General features: G+C 70.6%; 14 protein-coding genes. 8 read left to right on the top strand and 6 right to left on the bottom strand.

Features of this window, described 5'->3' with window-relative positions; all coding sequences use genetic code 11:
- Window positions 1–29 precede the first annotated feature (29 nt).
- The gene (locus GGR66_RS01295; RefSeq protein ID WP_184446939.1) at window positions 30–1,163 is read left to right on the top strand and encodes an acyltransferase family protein; all 1,134 of its coding nucleotides are present in this window, start codon (window positions 30–32) and stop codon (window positions 1,161–1,163) included.
- Window positions 1,164–1,353: 190 nt separating this feature from the next.
- On the opposite strand, the gene pqqE is transcribed toward GGR66_RS01295, so the two are convergent.
- From pqqE to pqqB, 4 genes are read right to left on the bottom strand one after another with little or no spacing between them, the layout of a single operon-like run.
- Entirely contained in the window at window positions 1,354–2,475 is a 1,122-nt protein-coding gene (gene pqqE, locus GGR66_RS01290; protein WP_184446938.1) for a pyrroloquinoline quinone biosynthesis protein PqqE, read from the bottom strand.
- Window positions 2,472–2,750 (bottom strand): pyrroloquinoline quinone biosynthesis peptide chaperone PqqD, encoded by a 279-nt coding sequence (pqqD, locus tag GGR66_RS01285; protein WP_184446937.1) that lies wholly within the window; start codon window positions 2,748–2,750, stop codon window positions 2,472–2,474. The genes pqqE and pqqD overlap by 4 nt, the downstream gene beginning before the upstream one ends.
- Window positions 2,747–3,493 (bottom strand): pyrroloquinoline-quinone synthase PqqC, encoded by a 747-nt coding sequence (gene pqqC / locus GGR66_RS01280; RefSeq protein ID WP_184446936.1) that lies wholly within the window; start codon window positions 3,491–3,493, stop codon window positions 2,747–2,749. The genes pqqD and pqqC overlap by 4 nt, the downstream gene beginning before the upstream one ends.
- 34 nt (window positions 3,494–3,527) lie before the next feature.
- A complete protein-coding gene (pqqB, locus tag GGR66_RS01275) occupies window positions 3,528–4,427 on the bottom strand; it encodes a pyrroloquinoline quinone biosynthesis protein PqqB (protein ID WP_184446935.1) in 900 nt (299 codons plus the stop codon).
- Window positions 4,428–4,836: 409 nt separating this feature from the next.
- Between pqqB and GGR66_RS01265 the strand changes: the two genes are divergently transcribed.
- Both GGR66_RS01265 and GGR66_RS01260 read left to right on the top strand, forming a co-directional pair.
- Window positions 4,837–6,990, top strand: coding sequence for a bifunctional (p)ppGpp synthetase/guanosine-3',5'-bis(diphosphate) 3'-pyrophosphohydrolase (locus tag GGR66_RS01265; RefSeq protein WP_160969789.1), 2,154 nt, complete (start codon window positions 4,837–4,839; stop codon window positions 6,988–6,990).
- Between the two features lie 163 nt (window positions 6,991–7,153).
- Entirely contained in the window at window positions 7,154–8,629 is a 1,476-nt protein-coding gene (locus GGR66_RS01260) for a hypothetical protein (RefSeq protein ID WP_326520897.1), read from the top strand.
- Window positions 8,630–8,905: 276 nt separating this feature from the next.
- On the opposite strand, the gene GGR66_RS01255 is transcribed toward GGR66_RS01260, so the two are convergent.
- On the bottom strand, window positions 8,906–11,002 hold the full coding sequence (locus GGR66_RS01255; RefSeq protein ID WP_184446934.1) for a glycosyltransferase: 2,097 nt from the start codon (window positions 11,000–11,002) through the stop codon (window positions 8,906–8,908).
- A 93-nt stretch (window positions 11,003–11,095) separates the two neighbouring features.
- Between GGR66_RS01255 and mrcB the strand changes: the two genes are divergently transcribed.
- The 5 genes from mrcB to GGR66_RS01230 all read left to right on the top strand — a co-directional run bounded on the left by mrcB (window position 11,096) and on the right by GGR66_RS01230 (window position 17,943).
- Window positions 11,096–13,528 (top strand): penicillin-binding protein 1B, encoded by a 2,433-nt coding sequence (gene mrcB / locus GGR66_RS01250; protein WP_160969785.1) that lies wholly within the window; start codon window positions 11,096–11,098, stop codon window positions 13,526–13,528.
- Window positions 13,529–13,551: 23 nt separating this feature from the next.
- Window positions 13,552–14,073 carry a tetratricopeptide repeat protein gene (locus GGR66_RS01245; RefSeq protein ID WP_184446933.1) on the top strand — a complete coding sequence of 174 codons (522 nt, stop codon included), beginning with the start codon at window positions 13,552–13,554 and terminating at the stop codon, window positions 14,071–14,073.
- Between the two features lie 180 nt (window positions 14,074–14,253).
- Entirely contained in the window at window positions 14,254–16,260 is a 2,007-nt protein-coding gene (locus tag GGR66_RS01240) for an ATP-dependent DNA helicase (RefSeq protein ID WP_184446932.1), read from the top strand.
- A 61-nt stretch (window positions 16,261–16,321) separates the two neighbouring features.
- The gene (gene tsaB, locus GGR66_RS01235) at window positions 16,322–17,026 is read left to right on the top strand and encodes a tRNA (adenosine(37)-N6)-threonylcarbamoyltransferase complex dimerization subunit type 1 TsaB (RefSeq protein WP_160969779.1); all 705 of its coding nucleotides are present in this window, start codon (window positions 16,322–16,324) and stop codon (window positions 17,024–17,026) included.
- Window positions 17,023–17,943 (top strand): ADP-ribosylglycohydrolase family protein, encoded by a 921-nt coding sequence (locus tag GGR66_RS01230; RefSeq protein ID WP_184446931.1) that lies wholly within the window; start codon window positions 17,023–17,025, stop codon window positions 17,941–17,943. Before tsaB ends, GGR66_RS01230 begins: the two co-directional genes overlap by 4 nt.
- A 158-nt stretch (window positions 17,944–18,101) precedes the next feature.
- Here GGR66_RS01230 and GGR66_RS01225 read toward each other — a convergent pair whose 3' ends face one another.
- A complete protein-coding gene (locus tag GGR66_RS01225; protein ID WP_184446930.1) occupies window positions 18,102–21,101 on the bottom strand; it encodes a TonB-dependent receptor in 3,000 nt (999 codons plus the stop codon).
- Window positions 21,102–21,125: the final 24 nt, after the last annotated feature.

Raw genomic sequence — 21,125 nt, 5'->3', positions numbered from 1 at the left:
TGGTATCGCGGAGAACAGGGGCCCAATCGATGCTTGCCACCACACGCCCGCAGGAACGTTACGACTTCCTGGACTGGTTGCGCGTCATCGCCATTTTCGTCCTGTTCTTCTTCCATACCGGGATGATCTTCGTCGGCTGGGGCTGGCATATCGTCAACAGCCAGACCATTCCGTCGCTGCAATGGCCGATGGATATCGCCCACCGCTTGCGCATGCCGTTGCTGTTCGTCGTCGCAGGGGCCGGCATGTGGTTCGCGCTGCAGCGGCGCAGTACCGGGCAGTTCCTGCAGGAACGGACGAAGAAGCTGCTTTTGCCGCTGATCGTCGGCATGTTCCTGGTCGTGCCGCCGCAGATCTACTACGAGCGGCTGCTGCATGGACAATGGAGCGGACGCTATCTGGATTTCTACCTGACACGCGTTCTGCAATTGAAGTTCTACCCGGCCGGGGATTTCGGCTGGCACCACCTGTGGTTCATCCTGTACCTCTACGCGTACGTCCTGTTGCTGCTTCCCGGCATGCTGTGGTGGAGGCGAGCCGCAAGGCGGATCGTGCCAGGAACGTGGCTGTTCCTGCTGGGAATTCCGCTCGGCATCAACGAAGCCCTGCTGAAGCCGCGGTTCCCGGAGACGCACAATTTCGTCAGCGATTGGTACATCTTCGGCCAATACCTGCTGCTGACGGCATATGGATACTTCATGGCATCCATGCCCGGTGTCTGGAAGTGGCTCTCCGATATGCGCAGGTGGTCGCTGGTCCTGGGGCTGGCGGCGTTCTTCTCGTTGATCTCGCTGTTCAGTCTGGGGGTCATCGAGCACGACTCCCTGATCGATCAGGTGGGCGCCAATGTCTTCACCTGGCTATGGATGATGGTGTTTCTCGGTTACGGCTACCGCTATCTCTCGCGGACGAACCGGGTGCTTGCCTGGGCGAAAGACGCCAGCTATCCCGTTTACATCCTGCACCAGACGATCATTGTCATCCTCGGCTATTACGTCATCCAGTGTTCGTGGGGACCCTGGATCAAATACGTCGTCATCCTGCTCCTCAGCATGGCCGCGTGCCTTGTGCTCTACGAGGGAAGCCTGCGCAGGTTTGCATGGCTGCGCCTGGTTTTCGGGATGAGGGAAAAGCTTCCGCGCCCCGGTCGTCTTTCGAAATGACGTTGCTTTTTGCCGCCTGTACTTTCCATCGTGGGTGCCGGCGCCGAAGAAGCCGTGGTTCTTCAACTTGGAAGCCAGGCGCGCAATGGCCGTGGCGGCAATCCGGGCAGCGGAATGCGCTGCAATGTAGCCGCACGTCGTGACGGCGCGTGGCCGGCAAGATTGCCGCCAGCCACGCCGGCTCGACAGCTCAGTCGTCGGCGGCGGCGGCTGTGGCCGGCGCGCGCGGCGGCCGCCGGTACACGAAGTCCGGCGCCGGCGCGGCGGCCTCGCGCTGCGCCAGCGCCTGCAGCGCGGCGTGCGCCGGGGCGCGTTCGCAGACCGGGTCCAGCGTGGCGGCGTCGCCGCTCAGCGCCAGCGCCTGGCAGCGGCAGCCGCCCCAGTCGATCTCGCGCTTCGGGCAGCCCTGGCACACCTCCGGCATCCACGCGCTGCCGCGGAAGCGCACGAAGGCCTCGCCGTCTTCCCAGATCGCCGCCAGCGGCCGTGTGCGCAGGTTCTCGAACACCATGTCCGGCAGGGTCTCGGCGGCATGGCAGGGCAGCACGTCGCCGCGCGGGGAGATGTTGACGAAGCGCTGGCCCCAGCCGCCCATGCAGGCCTTGGGCCGGTGCGCGTAGTAGTCGGGGGTGACGAAATCGATGTGCAGGCGGTCCTGCAGCCGCTGGCGGGCGGCGTCCACCGCGGCGACAGTGGCGTCGATCTGCGCGCGGCTGGGCATCAGCGCGGCGCGATTGCGCAGGCCCCAGCCGTAGTATTGGGTATGGGCCACTTCCAGGCGTTCGGCGCCGAGGTCCAGCGCCAGCTCGATCATCGCCGGCACGCGTTCGGCGTTGTGGCGGTGGATCACCGCATTGATCGTCAGCGGCAGGTCGAGGGCGCGCACTGCCGCGGCGAACGCGCGCTTCTTCGCCAGGCTGTCGCGGTAGCCGGCGATGCGGTCGGCGCCGGCGGCGTCGGCGTCCTGGATACTCAGCTGCACGTGTTCCAGCCCGGCCGCGGCCAGGGCGGCCAGCATCGGCGCGCCGCCAGCCACGCCGGAGGTGATCAGGTTGCTGTACAGGCCCAGCGCGCGCGCATGCGCGACCAGCGCGGGCAGATCCTTGCGCAGCATCGGTTCGCCGCCGGAGAAATGCGCCTGCAGCACGCCCATCGCCGCAGCCTGGTCCAGCGCCGAGCGCCAGCCGGCGGTGTCCAGTTCCTCGCGCAGGCCGGCCAGTTCGATGGGGTTGGAGCAGTACGGGCAGGCCAGTGGGCAGCGGTGGGTCAGCTCCAGCAGGATCGACAGCGGCGGCGGCACCGGCGCGCTCATGCGCGCAGCAACCGCTTGGCGTGCAACTGCTGCGCCAGCTCGCACACGTCGCGTGCGACCTCGTCCGGGTCGGCCTCGAATTCGGCGGCCAGTTCCGCGGCGATCGTCGCCAGGCTGCGATTGCCATCGCAGCGCGAGACGATGGCGTGCGCGATCTCGTCCAGTTCGATCACCCGCTCCGGCGCCAGCAGCACCCATTGCGCGCGGGCGCGGTCGTGCTGCAGGCGCACGCCGGCGGCGAGCCGTGGCTGGCTGCTGGCGTCCAGTACGCTCATGCCGGGGCCTGCGCCGGGTCCGGGGCGAACGCGTCCGGCCAGGCCACACCCGGCTGCACGTAGGCGAAGTGCAGCGCGTCCAGTTGCGACCACAGCACGCCGCACTTGAAGCGCAACGCGTCCTGCACCAGTTGCTGCTTCTCCACGGTGTCGGCGTGGCGCTTGACGTAGTCGAGGGCGAAGTCCGAATCGCGCGGCGCCTCGTGCAGGCGATGCTCGAAGTACGCTAGTGCCTCGCGCGAGACGAAATCGTAGTGCTGCAGCATGCCGGCGACGCGGTGGCTGATGATGCCCGGCGCGAACAGTTCGGTCAGCGACGACGCGATGGCCTCGAGCAGGCTCTTCTCGCGTACGAAGTGCAGGTAGCCTTGCACCGCGAAGCGGGTGCCGGGCAGCAGGCCGCGGCCGGACTGCACCAACTCCCGATCCAGCCCCAGCGCGTCGGTCAGGTGCAGCCAGCGGGCGATGCCGCCTTCGCCGTCGGCGCTGCCGTCGTGGTCGACGATGCGCTGGCGCCAGATCCGGCGCAGCGCCGGGTCGTCCATGCGCGCCAGGATCGCCGCGTCCTTGAGCGGGATGCAGCGCTGGTACTCGTAGCGGTTCAGCGCCCAGGCCTGGACCTGGCCGCGGTTCAGGCGCCCGCTGTGCAGCAGGGCGTGGAAGGGATGCTGGTCGTGGTACAGCCGCGCGCCGATCGCGCGCAGCGCGGTTTCCAGCTGCTCGGGGCTGAGCAATGTGGTCACGGGCTCGGTCTCGCAGGGGCTGTGTGGTGCGGGATCACAGTGCGATCTCCATGCCGTCGTGGGCCACGTCCCAGCCGTGCGCGGCGACCGTGGCGCGCTCGGGGGAGGCGGCGTCGAGGATCGGGTTGGTGGTGTTGATGTGGATGAAGACCTTGCGTGCCACCTGCAGGTCGGCGAAGGCGCGCAGGGTGCCGGCCTCGCCATCGATGCTCATGTGGCCCATGCGCTGGCCGGTCTTGACGCTGACGCCGAGCTGCACCAGTTCGTCGTCGCGCCACAGGGTGCCGTCGAAGAACACCAGCTCGGCGCCGCGCAGGCGCGCGCGCAGGGCATCGGTCAATACGGCGCAGCCGGGGATGTAGTGCACGCGGTGCCGGCCGTCGTCGATGGTCAGGCCCAGCGTCTCCTCGGCGGAGCCGGCCAGGTCGCCGCTGTGGCGGGACTCCATGAACAGCGGCACCTTGCCCGGCACCGCGAACGGCGTGACCTGCAGCCCCAGCAGCGACAGCGGCGTGTCCAGGGCGAAGGGGTGGCGATGCACATAGGCCGGGTGCAGCGCGTCGAACACCGGGTTCTGCGCCAGCAGCTCGAGCACACGGCCACTGGCGTACAGGTCGAAGCGCTGGCTTTCGCGCATGGACAGCAGGCCGGCAATGTGGTCGATCTCGCCGCTGGTCAGCAGCACCGCCTCGATCGGCGAATGGCGCTGCTCGCTTTGCGGCCACAGCGCCGGGGTGGCCAGCACCTGCTGGCGAAAATCGGGCGAGGCGTTGATCAGCAGCCAGCGCTGGCGGTCGACGCTGACCGCGATGCTGGCCTGGGTACGGCGTTGGGCACCCGGATGTTGCTGCCACGCGCGTTGGCTCGCGGGCGTGTGGCAGTTCCACTGCGGGTGCCCTCCGCCTGCCGCCGATCCCAATACGATGAGGTGCATCCGGTCTCCGTCTTTAGCGCATGGCCGGTCGCGCGTCGGTCGCGGGAAGGGAGGAGCGCGCGGGTCAGAGCTCGCCGGAGGCGTAGCAGTTGATTTCCGCGCCGACGCAGATCTCGCGGATCACAGGCTTGTTCCACTTCTTCATGTGCGTTCCTCTTCGAGTCGGTCTAGGGGTCGACGGCCGCGGCGCATGCAGGACAGCAGCGGGTGGCCGTCGCGTTCGAGCATAGGCGCGGGGGTCGGGGCGGTTGTGAAATTCCGGTAAAAGCGCTGCAAGTCGCAACCGGGTCACAGTGAGCTGGCGGTGCGTATCTGCGCCGCACGCCGCGGGCGCGCCGTCGGCGCAATTGTGAGAACGCGCACAAGCGCGCTAGTGTAGGCGGCACCGTTTCGTCGACTGCGTCCGTCCTTGAACCACACCGCCCACTCCGGCCTGGAGGCGTTGCTGCAGCGCCCGGCGGCCGCGACCCTGGCGCCCGCCCTGCGCGCGGCGCTGTTGCAAGCCTGGCAGGACCAGCCCGAGCCACCGCGGCTGCCGTGGCCGGTGCTGGCCGATACCCTGGACGCGCTGGCGTTGCTGTCCGCCGACGAGGCCGCGCTGCTGGCCGCGCTGCTGTTCGACCTGCCGGGCTTGCGCGCACAGTTGCCGCAGCTGCCGGTGGAACCGCCGGCACGGGCGCAGGCGGTCACCGGGTTGCTGGACGCGCAGGACGCCGCCGACCAGGTGTGGGCGTTGCACGCCGGGCGCGAGGCCGGGCGCAACAGCGAGGGCCTGCGCCGGCTGCTGCTGTCGATCGTGCAGGACCTGCGGGTGGTGCCGATCCTGCTGGCGCGGCAATTGGCGCAGATGCGGGTGGCCGACAAGGCACCGGAGGCGCAGCGCCGCGCACTTGCCCAGCTGACCCGCGACATCCACGCGCCGCTGGCCAACCGCCTGGGCATCTGGCAGCTGAAATGGGAGCTGGAGGACCTGGCGTTCCGGCACCTGGAGCCGGACACCTACCGGCGCATCGCCCGCGAGGTCGACGAGAGCCGGGTGGCGCGCGAGCGCTACATCGAGGCGGTCAAGAAGATCCTGTCCAAGGCGCTGGCCGAGCAGGGCCTGCGCGCGGAGATCAGCGGGCGGCCCAAGCACATCTACAGCATCTGGCGGAAGATGCAGAAGAAGCGCCTGGCCTTCGACCAGCTCTACGACCTGCGCGCGGTGCGGGTGATGGTCGACGACGTCGCCGCCTGCTATGCGGCACTGGGCGTGGTGCACGCGCTGTGGGCGCCGGTGCCCAGCGAGTTCGACGACTATATCGCCCGGCCCAAGGCCAACGACTACCGCTCGCTGCACACCGCGGTGGTCGGCCCGGAAGGGCGCACGATCGAGGTGCAGATCCGCACCCACGACATGCACGCGCAGGCCGAGCTGGGCGTGGCCGCGCACTGGAAATACAAGGAAGGCGGCAAGGGCGCGGAGAAGGCCTTCGACCGCAAGATCACCTGGATGCGGCAGCTGCTGGAGCAGTCGCAGGACGGCGAGCAGGGTGGGCTGGCCGGCGCGCTGGATGCCGAGCTGGTCGAGGACCGGGTCTATGCGTTGACCCCGATGGGCGAGGTGATCGACCTGCCGCAGGGCGCCACCCCGCTGGATTTCGCCTACCACGTGCACACCATGGTCGGGCACCGCTGCCGCGGCGCCAAGGTCAACAACCGCATCGTGCCGCTGACCCACAAGCTGCGCAGCGGCGACCGCGTGGAGATCCTCACCGGCAAGGAAGCCGAGCCGCGCCGCGACTGGCTGCTGCCGGCCAACGGCTACCTGGCCAGCGGACGCTCGCGCGACAAGGTGCGCGCCTGGTTCCACAAGCTCGACCGCGCGCGCAACGTGCAGGCCGGCAAGGAACTGCTGGAACGCGAACTCAAGCGCCTGGGGCTGCAGCAGGCCGACCTGCTGCCGGCGGCGAAGAAGTTCCATGCCGATGGCGTGGAGGAGCTGTACATCCAGGTCGCGCTGGGCGACGTCGGCCCCAGTCAGGTCGGGCGCGCCCTGCACGAGGCCGAGCGCGCCGCGGCGCAGCCGGCCGCGCCGGCCATGCCACGGCCGACCGCCCGCCGCACCGGCTTGGGCAAGTCCAAGTTCACCGTGCAGGGCGTGGGCAATCTGCTGGTGCAGCTGGCGCGCTGCTGCCAGCCGGTGGCCGGCGAGCCGATCGCCGGCTACCTGACCCGTACCCGCGGCGTCACCGTGCACCGCAGCGACTGCGCCGCATTCGCGCGGCTCGCCGCGGGCAACCCGCAGCGCGTGTTGCCGGTGGAGTGGGGCCAGGCCGGCGGCGGCTACGAGGTCGACGTGCTGGTGCGCGCGGTGGACCGGCGCTGGCTGCTGAAGGACATCACCAACCTGATCGCCCAGGAAGAGGCGCACGTGCTGGAGATCAACAGCGACAACGTGCGCGACAGCGGCCTGGCGCAACTGCGGTTGCGGCTGAAGGTCGGCGACTACGGGCAACTGTCCACCTTGCTCGGCAAGCTCGATGCGCTGCCGGGCGTGCACGAGGCGCGGCGGCTGGGCTGAGGCGGCTGCGGGGGCGGCCTCAGGCGTGCCTGCGGCCGGTCCGCCAACCAGGTGGGTGGCTGGCGCCACGCACAGCTGTTCGTCATCGGCGCAACGCTAAGCTTGCGCGGTGAGCATGCCGCCAGATCAGGTCAGGGACGAACCCGAGCGCAGGCAGCGGCCAGTGCCGCTGTGGCGCGATCGGCGTGTCTGGCGCTGGGCGCTGGCGGTGCTGCTGGTGCTGGGCATGGCCGTGGTGGTGTTCCGCCTTCCGCTGGCCGACCTGATCTGGCCGGAGACGCGCATCCAGCAATTGCTCGACCAGGGCCACGCGGCACTGCGCGCGGGCCGGCTCAGCGCCGCCGACGGCAGCGGCGCGCGCGAGCGTTTCGAGGCCGCGCTGGCGCTGGACAGCGATCGCATGCAGGCGCGCGTCGGGCTGGCCGCGACCGGGCGCGCGGCGCTCGGGCAGGCGCGCGCGGCGCTGGCCGCCGGCCGCTACCCGCAGGCGCACGCGGCGCTGGCCCTGGCGCGCGCGCTGCAGGTGCCGCGCGCCGATGCCGATCGCATCGAGGCGGCGTTGCGCACGCGCGAGGCCGCGCACGCCGGCATCGATCAACTGCTGCAGCGGGCGGCGCAGGCGCGCCGCGACGGGCATCTGGACGATGGCCCGGACGCGGCGCTGCCGCTGTACCAGCGGGTGCTCGAGTTCGCCCCGGAGCGCACCGCGGCGCTGGAAGGCCGCGAGGATGCGCTGTCGGAACTGCTGCAGCACGCGCGTACTGCGCTGGCGCGCGGCGACCTGGCCGGCGCCGCGGCGCTGGTGGAACGCGCGCGCGGCTACGACGCCGGCCATGTCGACCTGCCCGAGACCCAGGCGGAACTGAATCGGGCGCTGGAGCGCCTGCAGCGCGAGGCCGAACAGGCCCTGCGCCGGCAGCGCCTGGACGCGGCGGCGCGTGCCTTCTCGCAGTGGCGTGCGGCGGTGCCGGATGCGGCCGGCGCCAACGACGGCCTGGAGCGGGTGGCCGCGGCCTATGCCCTGCAGGCGAGCCGTGCCGCCGCCGATTTCCGTTTCGGCGAGGCCGAGCGCGCGCTGCGCAAGGGCCAGGCGCTGGCACCCGACAGTCGTGCCCTGGCCGATGCCAGGCAGGCGCTGCAGCGTGCCCGTCAGAGCCAGGCGACGCCGCAATCGCGGATATCGCCGGCCGAGCGCGAGCGGCGCCTGCAGCGCCTGCTGGCCGATCTGCAGGCCGCCGAGGCGCGAAGCGACTGGTTGACCCCGCCTGGCGCCAGCGCCTACGACAGCTTGCTGGCGGCGCAGATCCTGGCGCCGCGCGATGCGCGGGTGCGCGCGGCCGAGCAGCGCGTGCTGGCGGCGCTGCGGCGCTGTTTCGACGATGCCATGCGCGGCAACCGGGTGCTGGCGGCCAGCGCCTGCTACGACGCCTGGCGCGCATTGGCGCCGGGCGGCAACGGCCTGGCCAGCGCCCGCCGGCGCCTGGCGCAGCGCTGGCTGGCGGTCGGCGACGAGCGCCTGAGCGGCGGCGATGCCGCCTTCGCGCGGCAGGCGCTGCAGCGCGCCCGCGCGATCGATCCGGCCACCCCGGAACTGGCGGCCTTCGAGCGCCGTCTGCGCAGCCTCAGTCCCGGGCGTTAGCGCGGGCGGTGAGGTTCAGGGGGCGTCACTCGGCTGGTGGCGTGGCGCGTCGGGACTGAAGTCCCTCCCACAGGGGGCGCTCGGAAATGCCGGTGATCGTTGTGTATCTGTACCTGTGCGTCGTGCTCTGCATCGCCCAACGCGATCCTTGGCGATAGCCGCTGCAGGTCAAGGATCTGCTCGTCTCCCACATGGCCCAAGCAGCGACCATGCCCGCAGCACCGTTGTGGGAGGGACTTCAGTCCCGACCCGATAGACCGCAACGCCCGTCGGGGCTCAGTCCAGGAACGCCTCACGTACCGTGGCGCGGGCGGCGTCCAGCGAGAAGTGGGTCTCGATGTTGCGCAGGCCGTTGTCGGCCAGCCGCTGCCACAGCACCGGATCGGCGTACAGCCGCGCGATGGCGTCCGCGAACGCCGCGGCGTCGTCGGCGATGAGCACGTCCTCACCGTCGCGCAGGTGCATGCCTTCCACCGCGCACGCGGTGGCCACCACCGGCTGGCCGTGGGCCATGCTCAGGTTGACCTTGCCCTTGACCCCCGCGCCGAAACGCAGCGGCGCCACGGCGATGCGCATGCCATCCATGTAGGCGGCGATGTCGGGCACGTGGCCGAGCAGTTCGACACCGGCGGTGGCCTCGCCGAGGCGGCGGATGTCCTCCGGCATGTCCGCGCCGATGCAGTGGAAGCGCACCTCCGGCAGGCGCATGCGCACCGCCGGGAACACCTCCTGCAGGAACCAGCGCACTGCGTCCACGTTGGGCGCATGGCGGAAGCCGCCGACGAACACCAGGTCGCGGCGCTGCGCCCACGGCAGGCCGGGGCCGGCGACCTCGTGCAGGTTCGAGATCAGCGCCGTGCGTACCTGCGGCGCCTCGCGCTGCAGCTGTTCGCGTTCGACCGCGCTGACCAGCACGGTCACATCGACCTGCGCCATCACCTCCAGCTCGCGCATGCGGGTGCGCTCGGCCTCGCGCAACAGGCGCGCATCGCCGGCGAGTTCGGCGCCGCGGCGCTCGCGCAGGTAGTGCAGGTCCACGGTGTCGAACAGCCGCCGCGCCTGCGGGGCGAACCGGCGCAGCAGCGGCAGGCAGGCGTGGGCGACGTGGTGGCGCACCAGCAGCACGCTGTGGAACCGCGTGCCGTGCTGCTGCAGGAACCAGGTGAGGTTCTTCAGATACGGCGCGTACCACACCTCCACGCCGAGCCGCTGCAGCGCCTCGCTGTGGCGGCTGGCATAGCTGCGCTCGCTGGGCACGAACACCACGTGCGCGCCTTCCTGCAGCAGCAGGCGGATCAGGTTGAGCTGGCGCAGCGAAGCGGAGTCGCGGTCCGGCTGCGGCAGCGCTTCGTCCAGGATCAGCACCTGGCGCTGCTGCCGGTGCAACAGGGCCGGCGTCGGCACCTCGCCGGGCGCGAGGTGTTGCGGCAGCACCTCGGCCCACTTGGCGGCGAAGATCGCGCGGTTGCGCACCTGGTAGGCCTTGACCCCGCTGCTGGTGTCGGTGCCGTTGCTGGTGCCTTCGTCGTGCACCACGCGGCTGGCCGGCTGCACCAGTGTGCGCAAGCCGGCGGCGCGCACCGCGAAGGCGAGGTCGGTGTCTTCGTAGTAGGCCGGCATGTAGCGGGTGTCGAAGCCGCCCAGTGCCAGGAAGCGCGCGCGTTCGATCGCCAGTGCCGCGCCGCTGCCGTAGTCGACGTCGCGCAGGTAGGCGTAGCGCGGATCGTCGGGCGATTCGAAGCGGCCGTAGCTCCACGCGCTGCCGTCGGCGAAGACCGTGCCGCCGGCGTCCTGCAGGCGGCCGTCGGGATACAGCAGTTGCGCGCTGACCAGGCCGGCCTCCGGCACCTGCGCGAAGGTGTCCAGCAGCGCGTCCAGCCAGCCCGGCTGCGGCACCGTGTCGTTGTTGAGGAACACCAGGTAGCGGCCCTGCGCGCGCGCGGCGCCGTCGTTGCAGGTGGCGATGAAGCCGCCGTTGCGCTCGCGCACGTGGTAGTGCAGGCCGACCACCTGCGGCAAAAACTGCGCGGTGGCGTCGCTGCTGCCGTCGTCGATCACCAGGATCTCGCAGGGCGCGGCCGGCGGGTGCGCGGCCAGCGCGCGCAGGCAGGCGAGGGTATGGTCGACGTGGTTGTAGACCGGGATCACGATGCTGACCAGCGGCGCCGGACTGTTCGGCACCGCGAACGGCGCGAACGGTGCAGGCGCCACCGTGAACAGCGCGCGCTGCGGCGGCGGCAGCGGTTGCGCATGCACGCGCAGGCGTTGCCAGGTGCTGCGCCAGCCGCGCGTGCGCAGGCTGGTCAGGCCGCGCCGGACCAGGCCGGCCAGGCGGTTCAGGGCGTAGCGCGCATTCGCCCACGACATCGACATCCGGTACCACTCCAACTTAAACGAAGAGGCCCCCGCGCCGCGCTGCCCGCTGGGCTGCGCTAGACTCGGCGGAATTTACATTCTCGCATTCCCGTGCCCCGACGCTACGACGATCACGACACCGACGATCAGGACGACGCCCTGGACAGCCCCGCCGCAGTATGGCGCCGGCGTCTGCTCACCTGGGGCCTGGCCGCCGCCGCACTCGGCCTGGGCTTCCTGATTCCGTATACGGTCTATCTGAACAAGCAGGTCACCCAGCGGTTCGGCGAACTGCGCTGGCAGATTCCCACCCGCGTGTACGCGCGGCCGCTGGTGCTGGCGCCGGACACGGCGATGGACCCGCAGACGCTGAAGACCGAACTGGATGCGGCCAGCTATCGCGCCGACGCCGGCGCCGAGCGTCCCGGCAGCTATCAGCAGGACGGCAGCCGCTTCGTCATCGCCAGTCGCGGCTACGTCGACGTCGACGGCCGGGTCGCGCCGCGCCGCATCGAGGTCGGTCTGGGCGGGGGGCGCGTGGTGGCGCTGCGCGATGCGCAGACGCGCAAGTCGCTCAAGGCCGCGCGCCTGGATCCGGCGCGCATCGCCACGCTGTACGGACAGAAGCAGGAAGAGCGGCGCCTGGTGCGCGTGGACGAGGTGCCGGAACTGCTGGTCACCGGCCTGCAGGCGGTGGAAGACCGCGACTTCAACTCGCACCACGGCATCGACCTCAGCGGCATGGTCCGCGCGGCCTGGGTGATGGTGCGTTCCGGCGGCAAGAGCCGGCAGGGCGCCAGCACCCTGACCCAGCAGCTGGCGCGTAGCGGCCTGCTCGGCATCGGCAAGGAACAGACCGTCACCCGCAAGTTCAACGAGATCCTTTACGCGCTGATCATGGAGGCGCGCTACGACAAGCGCACCATCCTGGAGGCGTATCTCAACCAGGTGTACCTGGGTCAGCGCGGCAGCCAGGCGGTGCATGGCGTGGCCTCGGGCGCGGAGTTCTGGTTTGGTCGCGAACTTGACGCGCTGGCGCCGGAACAGGTGGCGCTGCTGATCGGCCTGGTCAAGGGGCCGTCCTACTACGACCCGCGGCGCTATCCCGAGCGCGCGCTGGATCGGCGCAACTTCGTGCTGGGCAAGCTGCGCGAGAGCGAGCTGATCGACGAGCCGACCTATCGCAAGGCGCTGGCCGCGCCGCTGGGCGTGCCGGCCAATCCCGGCCTGGTCGCCGCCAACCGCTTCCCGGCCTATGTCGACCTGGTGCGGCGCCAGCTGGCGCGCGATTACCCGGAAAGCGCGCTGCAGGGCGCCGGCCTGAGCGTGCTCACCGGCATGTCGCCGTCGGCGCAGGCCTATGCCGAGGGCGCGGTGACCCGCACCATCACGTCGTTGGAAACCAACAAGAAGCGCCCGCCGCTGCAGGCCGGCCTGGTGCTCACCGACACCCACAACGGCGAGGTGCTGGCGGTGGTCGGCAGCCGCGACGTGGCCCAGCCCGGCTTCAATCGCGCGATCGAGGCGCAGCGTCAGGTCGGTTCGCTGCTCAAGCCGTTCGTGTACCTGCTGGCGCTGGCGCAGCCGGACCGCTATTCGCTGGCCAGCTGGGTCGACGACACCCCGGTCACCGTGCAATTGGGCCGCGGCCGCAACTGGAGTCCGGGCAATTCCGACGGCCGCAGCCATGGCACGGTGCGCGTGGTCGATGCGCTGGCGCACTCCTACAACCAGGCCACGGTGCGCATCGGCATGCAGGTCGGGCCGGAGCGCGTGGCGCAGCTGGTGAAGGTGCTGGCCGGCATCGAGGCCGAGGTCAATCCCTCGCTGATTCTCGGCGCGACCGACCAGAGTCCGTACGCGATGGCGCAGCTGTACCAGTTCCTGGCCTCCGGCGGCGAGATCCAACCGCTGCATGCGGTGCGCGGCGTGCTCGATCCGCAGGGCAAGCTGCTCAAGCGCTACGACAAGACCCCGGCGCCGGCGCAGGAGGGCGACTCCATCGCCGCCAACCTGGTCGGCATGGCGCTGCAGCAGGTGGTCAGCAACGGCACCGCGCGGCAGTTGCTCAGCGATGGCCTGGGCAAGCTGTCGCCGGCCGGCAAGACCGGCACCAGCAACGACGGCGTGGACAGCTGGTACGCCGGCTACACCGGCGATCACCTGGCGGTGATCTGGATCGGCAACGACCAGAACAAGCAGACCGGCCTGTACGGCGCCACCGGCGCGATGCGGGTGTGGTCGGGCATCTTCTCGCGGCTGCCGAGCGCGCCGTTGCAGGTGCAGGGCAAGGGCATCGACTGGCAGTGGATGGATCCGGTGGGATACAACAGCACCGACCCGAGCTGCCCCGGCGCGCGCCAGTTCCCGTTCGTGGTCGGTTTCGTGCCCGCGTATGCCGCCTGCACGCCGCCGCAGGCGCTGCCGGAAGAGGCCGCGCCCGCCGAGGGCGAGCGCCAGGGCGGTGGCTGGCGCAGCTGGTTCGGCCTGGACAAGAAGAAAGACCCGCCTGCCGACGCGGCCGCGCCGCCGCCGGCGCATTGATTCCCGGATTCCGGATACCGCTCATGACCCCACGTACTCCCGCCATCGCCGCCCTCAGCCTGCTGCTCGCCTCCTGCGTCAGCGCGCCGCCGCCGCCGCCCCCGGCCGCGCCGGTGGACACCACCACGCCGGCGCAGCGCATCGCCGCGATCGACGCCAGCGGCGGCGCCGACGACACCGAGCTGAGTGTGCAGCCGCTGCGCGATCCGGAAGTCGAGGACCTGCGCGAGAGCGCCAAGCGCAAGCGCACCGCCGGTGATTTGGCCGGTGCCGCCGCGGCGCTGGATCAGGCGCTGAAGCTGGTGCCGGAGGACCCGGCGCTGCTGCAGGACCGCGCCGAAGTGGCGCTGCTGCAGAAGGACGATGCGCAGGCCGAAGCCTTCGCCAAGCGCGCCATCGACCTCGGTTCGCAGACCGGCCCGCTGTGCCGCCGCCACTGGGCGACCATCGAACAGGCGCGCCTGGCCCGCGGCCAGAAGGAAAACGCCGCCTCGGCGCATGCGCAGATCGCGGGGTGCACGGTGCCGGGGATCAAGAGGTACTGACGGCAGGGATTGGGGAGTTGGGATTGGGGATTGGTAAGAGCGCATTTCCGCGCGTTGCCGGCTGAAGTCGCTGGTTGGCGTGTCCTGCGGCTTGTTGGGCGAACGCACTGATCCGCGACGCGCACGCCTTCTGCTTTTACCAATCCCCAATCCCGACTCCCCAATCCCGGCAGCACCCCCATGTCCTTAGCCCACGCCAGCACCGAAGCGCTCAGCGAAGGCGGTGCGCTTGCGCGCCAGCTCGATGCCTTCGTGCCGCGGCCGGCGCAGTTGCGGTTGACCGCGGCGATCGCCGAGGCGTTCGAGCAGCGCGACGTGTTGCTCGCCGAGGCCGGCACCGGCACCGGCAAGACCTATGCGTATCTGGTGCCGGCGCTGCTGTCGGGGCTGAAGACCATCGTCTCCACCGGCACCCGTGCGCTGCAGGACCAGCTCTATCACCGCGATCTGCCGCGGGTGCGGGCGGCGCTGGGCGTGGGCCTGAGCAGCGCGCTGCTGAAGGGGCGCGCCAATTACCTGTGCAAGTACCGCCTGGAGCAGGCCCGCGGCGAGCCGCGGTTCACTGCGCGCGAGCAGGTCGCGCAGTTCCAGCGCATCGTCGCCTGGAGCGGGCGTACCCGCTTCGGCGACATCGCCGAACTGGACGCGCTGGCCGACGATTCGCCGCTGCTGCCGCTGGTCACCTCCACCGTGGACAACTGCCTGGGCACCGAGTGTCCGTTCTGGGGCGAGTGCTTCGTGGTGCAGGCGCGGCAGCGCGCGCAGGCCGCCGACCTGGTGGTGGTCAACCACCACCTGCTGCTGGCCGACCTGGCACTGAAGCAGGAGGGCTTCGGCGAGATCCTGCCCGGCGCGCAGGCCTTCGTGATCGACGAGGCGCACCAGTTGCCGGAATTGGCGGCGAATTTCTTTGGCGAAGGCTTCGGCATGCGCCCGCTGCAGGAACTGGCGCGCGATTGCGTGGCCGAGAGCCGCCATGTCGCCGGCGCGCTGGCCAGCCTGCAGGCGCCGGTGCAGGCGATCGAGCAGACCCTGCGCGAACTGCGCGCGGCGATGGAGGGCCTGCCGGCGCGCGGCACGCAGTGGCGGCTGCTGGCCAAGCCACAGGTGCGCGACGGCTTCGATGCGCTGCTGGCCGACCTGGCGCGGCTGCAGGAGCCGCTGGCGGTGCTGCGCGAGGCCTCGCCCGGTTTCGACGCCTGCGCGGCGCGCGCGCGCGAACTGCGCACGCGGCTGGGCCGCTGGCTCGGCGAGGATGCGCCGATTCCGGATTTCGAGGCCGAGCCGGAAGCGGACGCACCGTCCAACGACGTGCTGTGGTACGAGCTGACCCCGCGCGGCTTCCGCTGCCAGCGCACGCCGCTGGATGTGTCCGGGCCGCTGCGCGCGCACCGCGAGGCCTCGCGCGCGGCCTGGGTGTTCACCTCGGCGACGCTGGCGGTGAAGGGCGAGTTCGAGCACATCGCCACGCGCCTGGGCCTGAGCGACCCGATGACCTTGCTGCAGCCCAGCCCGTTCGACTGGGCGCGGCAGGCATTGTGCTACCTGCCGGCGCTGCCCGATCCCGCCGCGCGCGGCTTCGGCACGGCGCTGATCGCCGCGCTGCAGCCGGTGCTGGAGGCCTCGCAGGGCCGTGCCTTCCTGCTGTTCGCCTCGCACCGCGCGCTGCGCGAGGCGGCCGAGGCACTGCGCGACGGCCCCTGGCCGCTGTTCGTGCAGGGCGAGGCGCCGCGCGCGACCTTGCTGCAACGCTTCCGCGCCTCCGGCAACGGCGTGCTGCTCGGCTCGGCCAGCTTCCGCGAGGGCGTGGACGTGGTCGGCGATGCGCTGAGCGTGGTGGTGATCGACAAGCTGCCGTTCGCCGCCCCCGACGATCCGGTGTTCGAAGCGCGCCTGGACGCGATCCGCCGCGACGGCGGCAACCCGTTCCGCGACGAACAGTTGCCGCAGGCGGTGATCGCGCTCAAGCAGGGCGTGGGCCGGCTGATCCGCAGCGAGCGCGATCGCGGCGTGCTGGTGCTGTGCGACCCGCGCCTGCTGAGCAAGTCATACGGCCGCACCTTCCTGGAGTCGCTACCGCCGTTCGCCCGCACCCGCGACGTGGAGGACGTCCGCCAGTTCTTCGCCGCCGAAGTCCCGACGCTGGGCGATAATCCCGACACGGGCACGTCGCCGCCATCCGACTAGCCGGCGCGCCGCTCTTGCTTTTGCGAATCCCCAATCCCGAATCCCCAATCCCGGCTTCTCAATGAACCTCCTCGCCTTCGAAACCTCCACCGAAGCCTGCTCCGTCGCCGTGCTGGTCGGCGACCGCGTGCTGGAGCGCTTCGAACTGGCGCCGCGGCGGCATGCCGAACTGGCGCTGCCCTGGGCCGAGCAGCTGCTGGCCGAGGCCGGCATCGGCCGCCGCCAGCTCGATGCGGTGGCCTTCAGCCGCGGCCCTGGCGCGTTCACCGGGGTGCGCTTGGCGATCGCGGTCGCGCAGGGCATCGCCCTGGCTCTGGACCTGCCGGTGTTGCCGGTGTCCACGCTGCAGGTGCTGGCGCTGCGCGCGCCAGCGGATGCGCCGCGGGTGCTGGCGGCGATCGATGCGCGCATGGGCGAGGTCTACGCCGCGGCCTACGCGCGGCAGGCAGATGGCAGCCTGCAGGCCCTGACCGCGGAGCAGGTGCTGAATCCGGAAGCTTTCGTGTTGCCGGAGCCGGAGGCGGCCTGGGCCGCGGTGGGTACCGGGCTGGCGGCGGTCGATGGCAGCTTGCAGCGTCGCTTCGGCACGCACTGGCGCAGCGCCGATGCGCAGGCGCTGCCGCACGCCGCCGACGTGCTGACCCTCGCCGCGGCCGCGTACGCGCGCGGCGACGGGATCGCGCCGGAACGCGCCGAGCCGGCCTACCTGCGCGACAACGTCGCCCTGACCCTGGCCGAGCAACAGGCGCAGCGGGCCGCACGATGACCGGTGGCGTTGCGCCTGGCGACCGCTTCCGCGGCTGTCTGCTGGGGCTGGCGGTGGGCGATGCGCTGGGGACCACGCTGGAATTCAAGGCGCCCGGCAGCTTCGCGCCGATCGACGACATGGTCGGCGGTGGCCCGTTCGAGCTGCAGCCGGGGCAGTGGACCGACGACACCTCGATGGCGCTGTGCCTGGCCCACAGCCTGCTGTACCGGCAGGGCTTCGACGCCGCCGACCAGATGAACCGCTACTGCAACTGGTACCGGCACGGCTACCTGAGCAGCACCGGCACGTGTTTCGACATCGGCAACACCGTGCGCGCGGCGCTGGAGCGCTACCTGCAGGGCGGGCCGGCGTTCAGCGGCAGCGACGATCCGCGCGCGGCCGGCAACGGCGCGCTGATGCGGCTGGCGCCGGTGGCGATGTTCTATGCGCAGCGCCCCGACGAACTGGCCGAGCGCGCCGCCGACAGTTCCCGCACCACCCATGCCGCGGCCGAGGTGCTGGATGCCAGCCGGCTGTTCGCCTTCCAGCTGCGTGCCGCGCTGCGCGGCGACGCTCGTGCGCACGTTCTGCAGCCGGCGGACGCACCACCGATGCAGACCCCGGCGTTGCGTGCGCTGGCCGTGCGCGACCACGCGGCGGTGCCGGCAACGCAGATCCGCGGCACCGGCTACGTAGTCGATGCCCTGTCGGCGGCGCTGTGGTGTTTCGCCACCACCGAGTGCTTCGCCGACGCGGTGCTGCGCGCCGCCAACCTGGGCGACGACGCCGACACCACCGCGGCGATCTGCGGACAGTTGGCCGGCGCCTTCTACGGCCTCGATGGGATCCCCGCGGCCTGGCGCACGCGCGTGCAGGATGCCGCCGAGATCATGGCCTTGGCCGATCGCCTGCACGCGGCCAGCCTCGCACCCTGAGGCCGTGCAGGGTGCCGGCCGCCAGCGGCCGCCAGCGGCCGGCACCCGTGCGCACCGCCAGCGCGCCTCGGAGCGGCCAACAAAACGACTGCGCAGCCGCCAGGCGGGCGCGGACGCCACCGACCTGGCGACTGCTCGCGACGTTTTGTCAGCCACGCTTAGTAGTCGTAGCTGACGCTCAACCGCAGCGAGCGCGGCGCCTGGCGCAGCAGGGCCGCGCCATACACCGGGTCCGGGTTCCCCGGGCCCGTCTCCGAGTACGGGTACTTCCACAATGTGGCCTGGCCGTTGAAGACGTTGAACACGTCCAGGGTAAAGGCCAGTTTGCGCTCGGCGTAGGCCGGCCGCCACGACACGCCGAGATCCAGTTGCTGCAGCCACGGCAGGCGACCCTGGCTGCCTGGAGGCGCCGGTTGACCATCGTAGTAGTGATAGGCAATGCCATAGCCGGAGGGGTCGCTGTGGTCGGGGCCGTAGGAACCCAGTGCACTGAACGGCGAACCGGAGATCAGCTTGAGGTTGGCCGACACCAGCCATGCGGGGTTGATCTGGTAGTAGCCGTAGAACTTGAATTGATGGGTGTGGTCGTTGCTCTGCGGGCCGTTGGTGTGCTCCATCAGCTGCGCATAGTCCCAGGCCTGGGTGGTGGATACCGCGGTCTGGCCGATGCCCGACAGCAACTGGCCCTCGGTGGTGCCGTAGCTGCGCGACCAGGTGTAGTCGAAGCGGCCGTACCAGCGCTGGTCGAACGGATGCTCCAGCGACAGGTTGAGTCCGTAGTAGTTGCGCTTGAACGCGGGGAAGCCGAACTGCGCGTTGCTCAGCGGCACCTTGACGTAGTTGCCCGAGGTGTCGACCAGGGTGAAGGTGTTGGCCCGGCCCGGGTTGATCAGCCAGCAACTGACCGGATTGCTGTCCAGGGTCACCGTGTGCCCTTGCGCCGCGGCGGCGGCGAACACGGTCTCGCTGTCGCAGTAGTCGTCCACGCCGCTGCGCAGGACGCGGTAGGTACCCTTGGCGCCGTAGACCCAGCTGTCGCCCCACGCCTTGGTGAAGCCGAGGATGAACTCGTCCTGGAACGAGGGCTTGATGCCCTGCGTGGCGACGGTCTTGGGATCGGGCAGGATGCCGTAATAGTTGTTGGACGAGACCGCGCCGGAGATCTGGGTCAGGCCGGTCGGGTAGCCGTTGGCGTCGATGCCGCCGTAGGTGTAGTAGGTGGAAGTGGCCAGGGTGGCGCCAGCGGCGTTGAACGCCGGATTCAGTGGCAACGCCAGGTAGTAGCGGCCGGCGTTGCCGTACACCTTGAAGCGCGCATCGCCGTCGACATCCCAGCTGAAGCCCAGTCGTGGCGCCCACTGCCCGCTGGTCTGCTTGATGTACGGCGCGCCGTCGCGGTTGTAGTTGGTGAACTGGTCCAGGCGCAGGCCGAGGCTGAGCAGCAGCCGGTCGTTGACCTGCCAGTTGTCCTCCACGTACTGCGCGCGCTGCGCCGAGCGCACCGAGGCCAGCGCGCTGTAGATGTACTTGCGCACGTAATAGCCGTCCTGGCCGTTGGGGTAGCCGCCGGTGGCCGGGACGCCAAGCCCGGTGTTGATCGGCACGTTGGGGCTGGCCTGGCCGTAGATCCAGTAATAGCCGTCGCCGGAGGCCACCGACCCGCGGTTGAGCGCGCGTGCGTTCTGGTTGTCGATGCCGATGGTGATGCTGTGCGCGCCGATGGCGTAGTTGAGGTCCAGGCGCAGGTTGTCCGTGCGGTTGCCGCGCGTGGGGTCGACCAGCAGCGAGGTGGTCTGTGCGTTGGTGATCGGGGTGCCGCCGGTGTAGGCCGGGTTCTGGAAGCCGGGGCTGGAGAGATAGGTCAGCGTGCCGTTGTAGCTGGGATTGCGGCTGTAATCGTCGGTACGCTGCTGGCCGTACAGCGCGCTGAAGGTCAGCCGATCGGTGAGGTAGCCGGTGTACTTGGCGCTCCACAGGTCGCCGCCGGTCTTGGTGGTGTCGGCATCCCCGCGCAGGGCGCCGATGTCGCGGCCGCTGTACTGGGAGTACGTGCCGCGCGTGATGTAGCGGCTGGAGGCGCCGGTGATCTCCAGCAGTTGGCTGTCGCTGATGTTCCAGTCGAGCTTGGCGTACCAGCTCGGCCGGCGGTACTGGTAGTCGTAGTAGTACGGCCCTGGGATGGTCTCGCGCGCACCGTAGAAGCGATCGCCGTCCTGGCGCTGCAGTTCGTAGGCGCCGAAGAAGAACAGCCGGTCCTGGATCAGCGGGCCGCCGGCGTAGAGGCTCTGGCTGCTGAGCGTGGAGCCGCTCTTGCTGTCCGGCCGATACAGCGCGCCGTTGCCGGGCGCATACACGTCCTTCTGCGCGGAACGCAGGCCGTCCGGTTCCCAGGTCGCCTGGCCGCCGAAATGCCATTCGTTGCTGCCGCGCTTGCCGACGGCGTTGAGCACGCCGCCGTCGGAACGGCCGTACTTGGCGCTGTAGCCGCCGGTATAGACCTCCAACTGATCGATGCTGCCGTAGGGCAGGGTCAGCCCGCCCAGCCCGCGCAGCGGGTCGGTGGTGTTGAAGCCATTGATGTAATACGCGTTCTCCGCCGACGAGGCACCGCCGAAGCTGAGCAATTGCGCGCCGGTCGGGCCGATGTAGGTACCGCTGCCGCTGTTGCCGGCGACGCCGGGCGCCAGTTGCGCGATGGCCTCCGCCGAGCGGCCCAGCGGCAGGCGCTGCAGCTGTTCGGCGTTGATCACCGTGCGCGAGTCCACGCTGCTGACGTCGATCGCGGCGGCGGCGCGGTCGGCGCTGACCTGCACGCCGGCCAGGCTGGTGGTGGCGGGGCTAAAGGAGACGTCGGTGACGGCACCGACGGTGAGGCCGACACCGTCGCGGCTGCCCAACACACTGCCGTCGGCACCTTTGGCGATGATGGTGTAGGTACCCAGCGGCAACTGGCCGATGCTGTAGCGGCCGCGCGCATCGACAGCGACCTCGCGACTGAGGCCGCTGTCGCTGCGCACCAGGATGCGCTGTGCATCGGCGGGCGCCTGGCCGGCGACGGCGCCGGTGGTGGACTGGGCCTGGACCGGCGGCAGGGCGAGGGCGGCACTCAGTGCCAGAGCGAGCAGGGCGCGCCTGCGGAGGGAGCGGTGGTGGTGCATGCGGGGGCGGCTCGGATGGTAGTG

The organism is Xanthomonas sp. 3498 (genome assembly GCF_014199795.1).
GTDB lineage: Bacteria > Pseudomonadota > Gammaproteobacteria > Xanthomonadales > Xanthomonadaceae > Xanthomonas_A > Xanthomonas_A rydalmerensis.
This window is presented reverse-complemented; position numbering and strand designations above follow the sequence as displayed.

Bases quoted from the DNA above. Each gene is read 5' to 3' on its own strand.
- GGR66_RS01295 (WP_184446939.1), top strand. From the start codon at position 30: ATGCTTGCCACCACACGCCCGCAGGAACGTTACGACTTCCTGGACTGG.
- pqqE (WP_184446938.1), bottom strand. From the start codon at position 2,475: ATGAGCGCGCCGGTGCCGCCGCCGCTGTCGATCCTGCTGGAGCTGACC.
- pqqD (WP_184446937.1), bottom strand. From the start codon at position 2,750: ATGAGCGTACTGGACGCCAGCAGCCAGCCACGGCTCGCCGCCGGCGTG.
- pqqB (WP_184446935.1), bottom strand. From the start codon at position 4,427: ATGCACCTCATCGTATTGGGATCGGCGGCAGGCGGAGGGCACCCGCAG.
- GGR66_RS01255 (WP_184446934.1), bottom strand. From the start codon at position 11,002: ATGTCGATGTCGTGGGCGAATGCGCGCTACGCCCTGAACCGCCTGGCC.
- GGR66_RS01245 (WP_184446933.1), top strand. From the start codon at position 13,552: ATGACCCCACGTACTCCCGCCATCGCCGCCCTCAGCCTGCTGCTCGCC.
- GGR66_RS01240 (WP_184446932.1), top strand. From the start codon at position 14,254: ATGTCCTTAGCCCACGCCAGCACCGAAGCGCTCAGCGAAGGCGGTGCG.
- tsaB (WP_160969779.1), top strand. From the start codon at position 16,322: ATGAACCTCCTCGCCTTCGAAACCTCCACCGAAGCCTGCTCCGTCGCC.
- GGR66_RS01230 (WP_184446931.1), top strand. From the start codon at position 17,023: ATGACCGGTGGCGTTGCGCCTGGCGACCGCTTCCGCGGCTGTCTGCTG.
- GGR66_RS01225 (WP_184446930.1), bottom strand. From the start codon at position 21,101: ATGCACCACCACCGCTCCCTCCGCAGGCGCGCCCTGCTCGCTCTGGCA.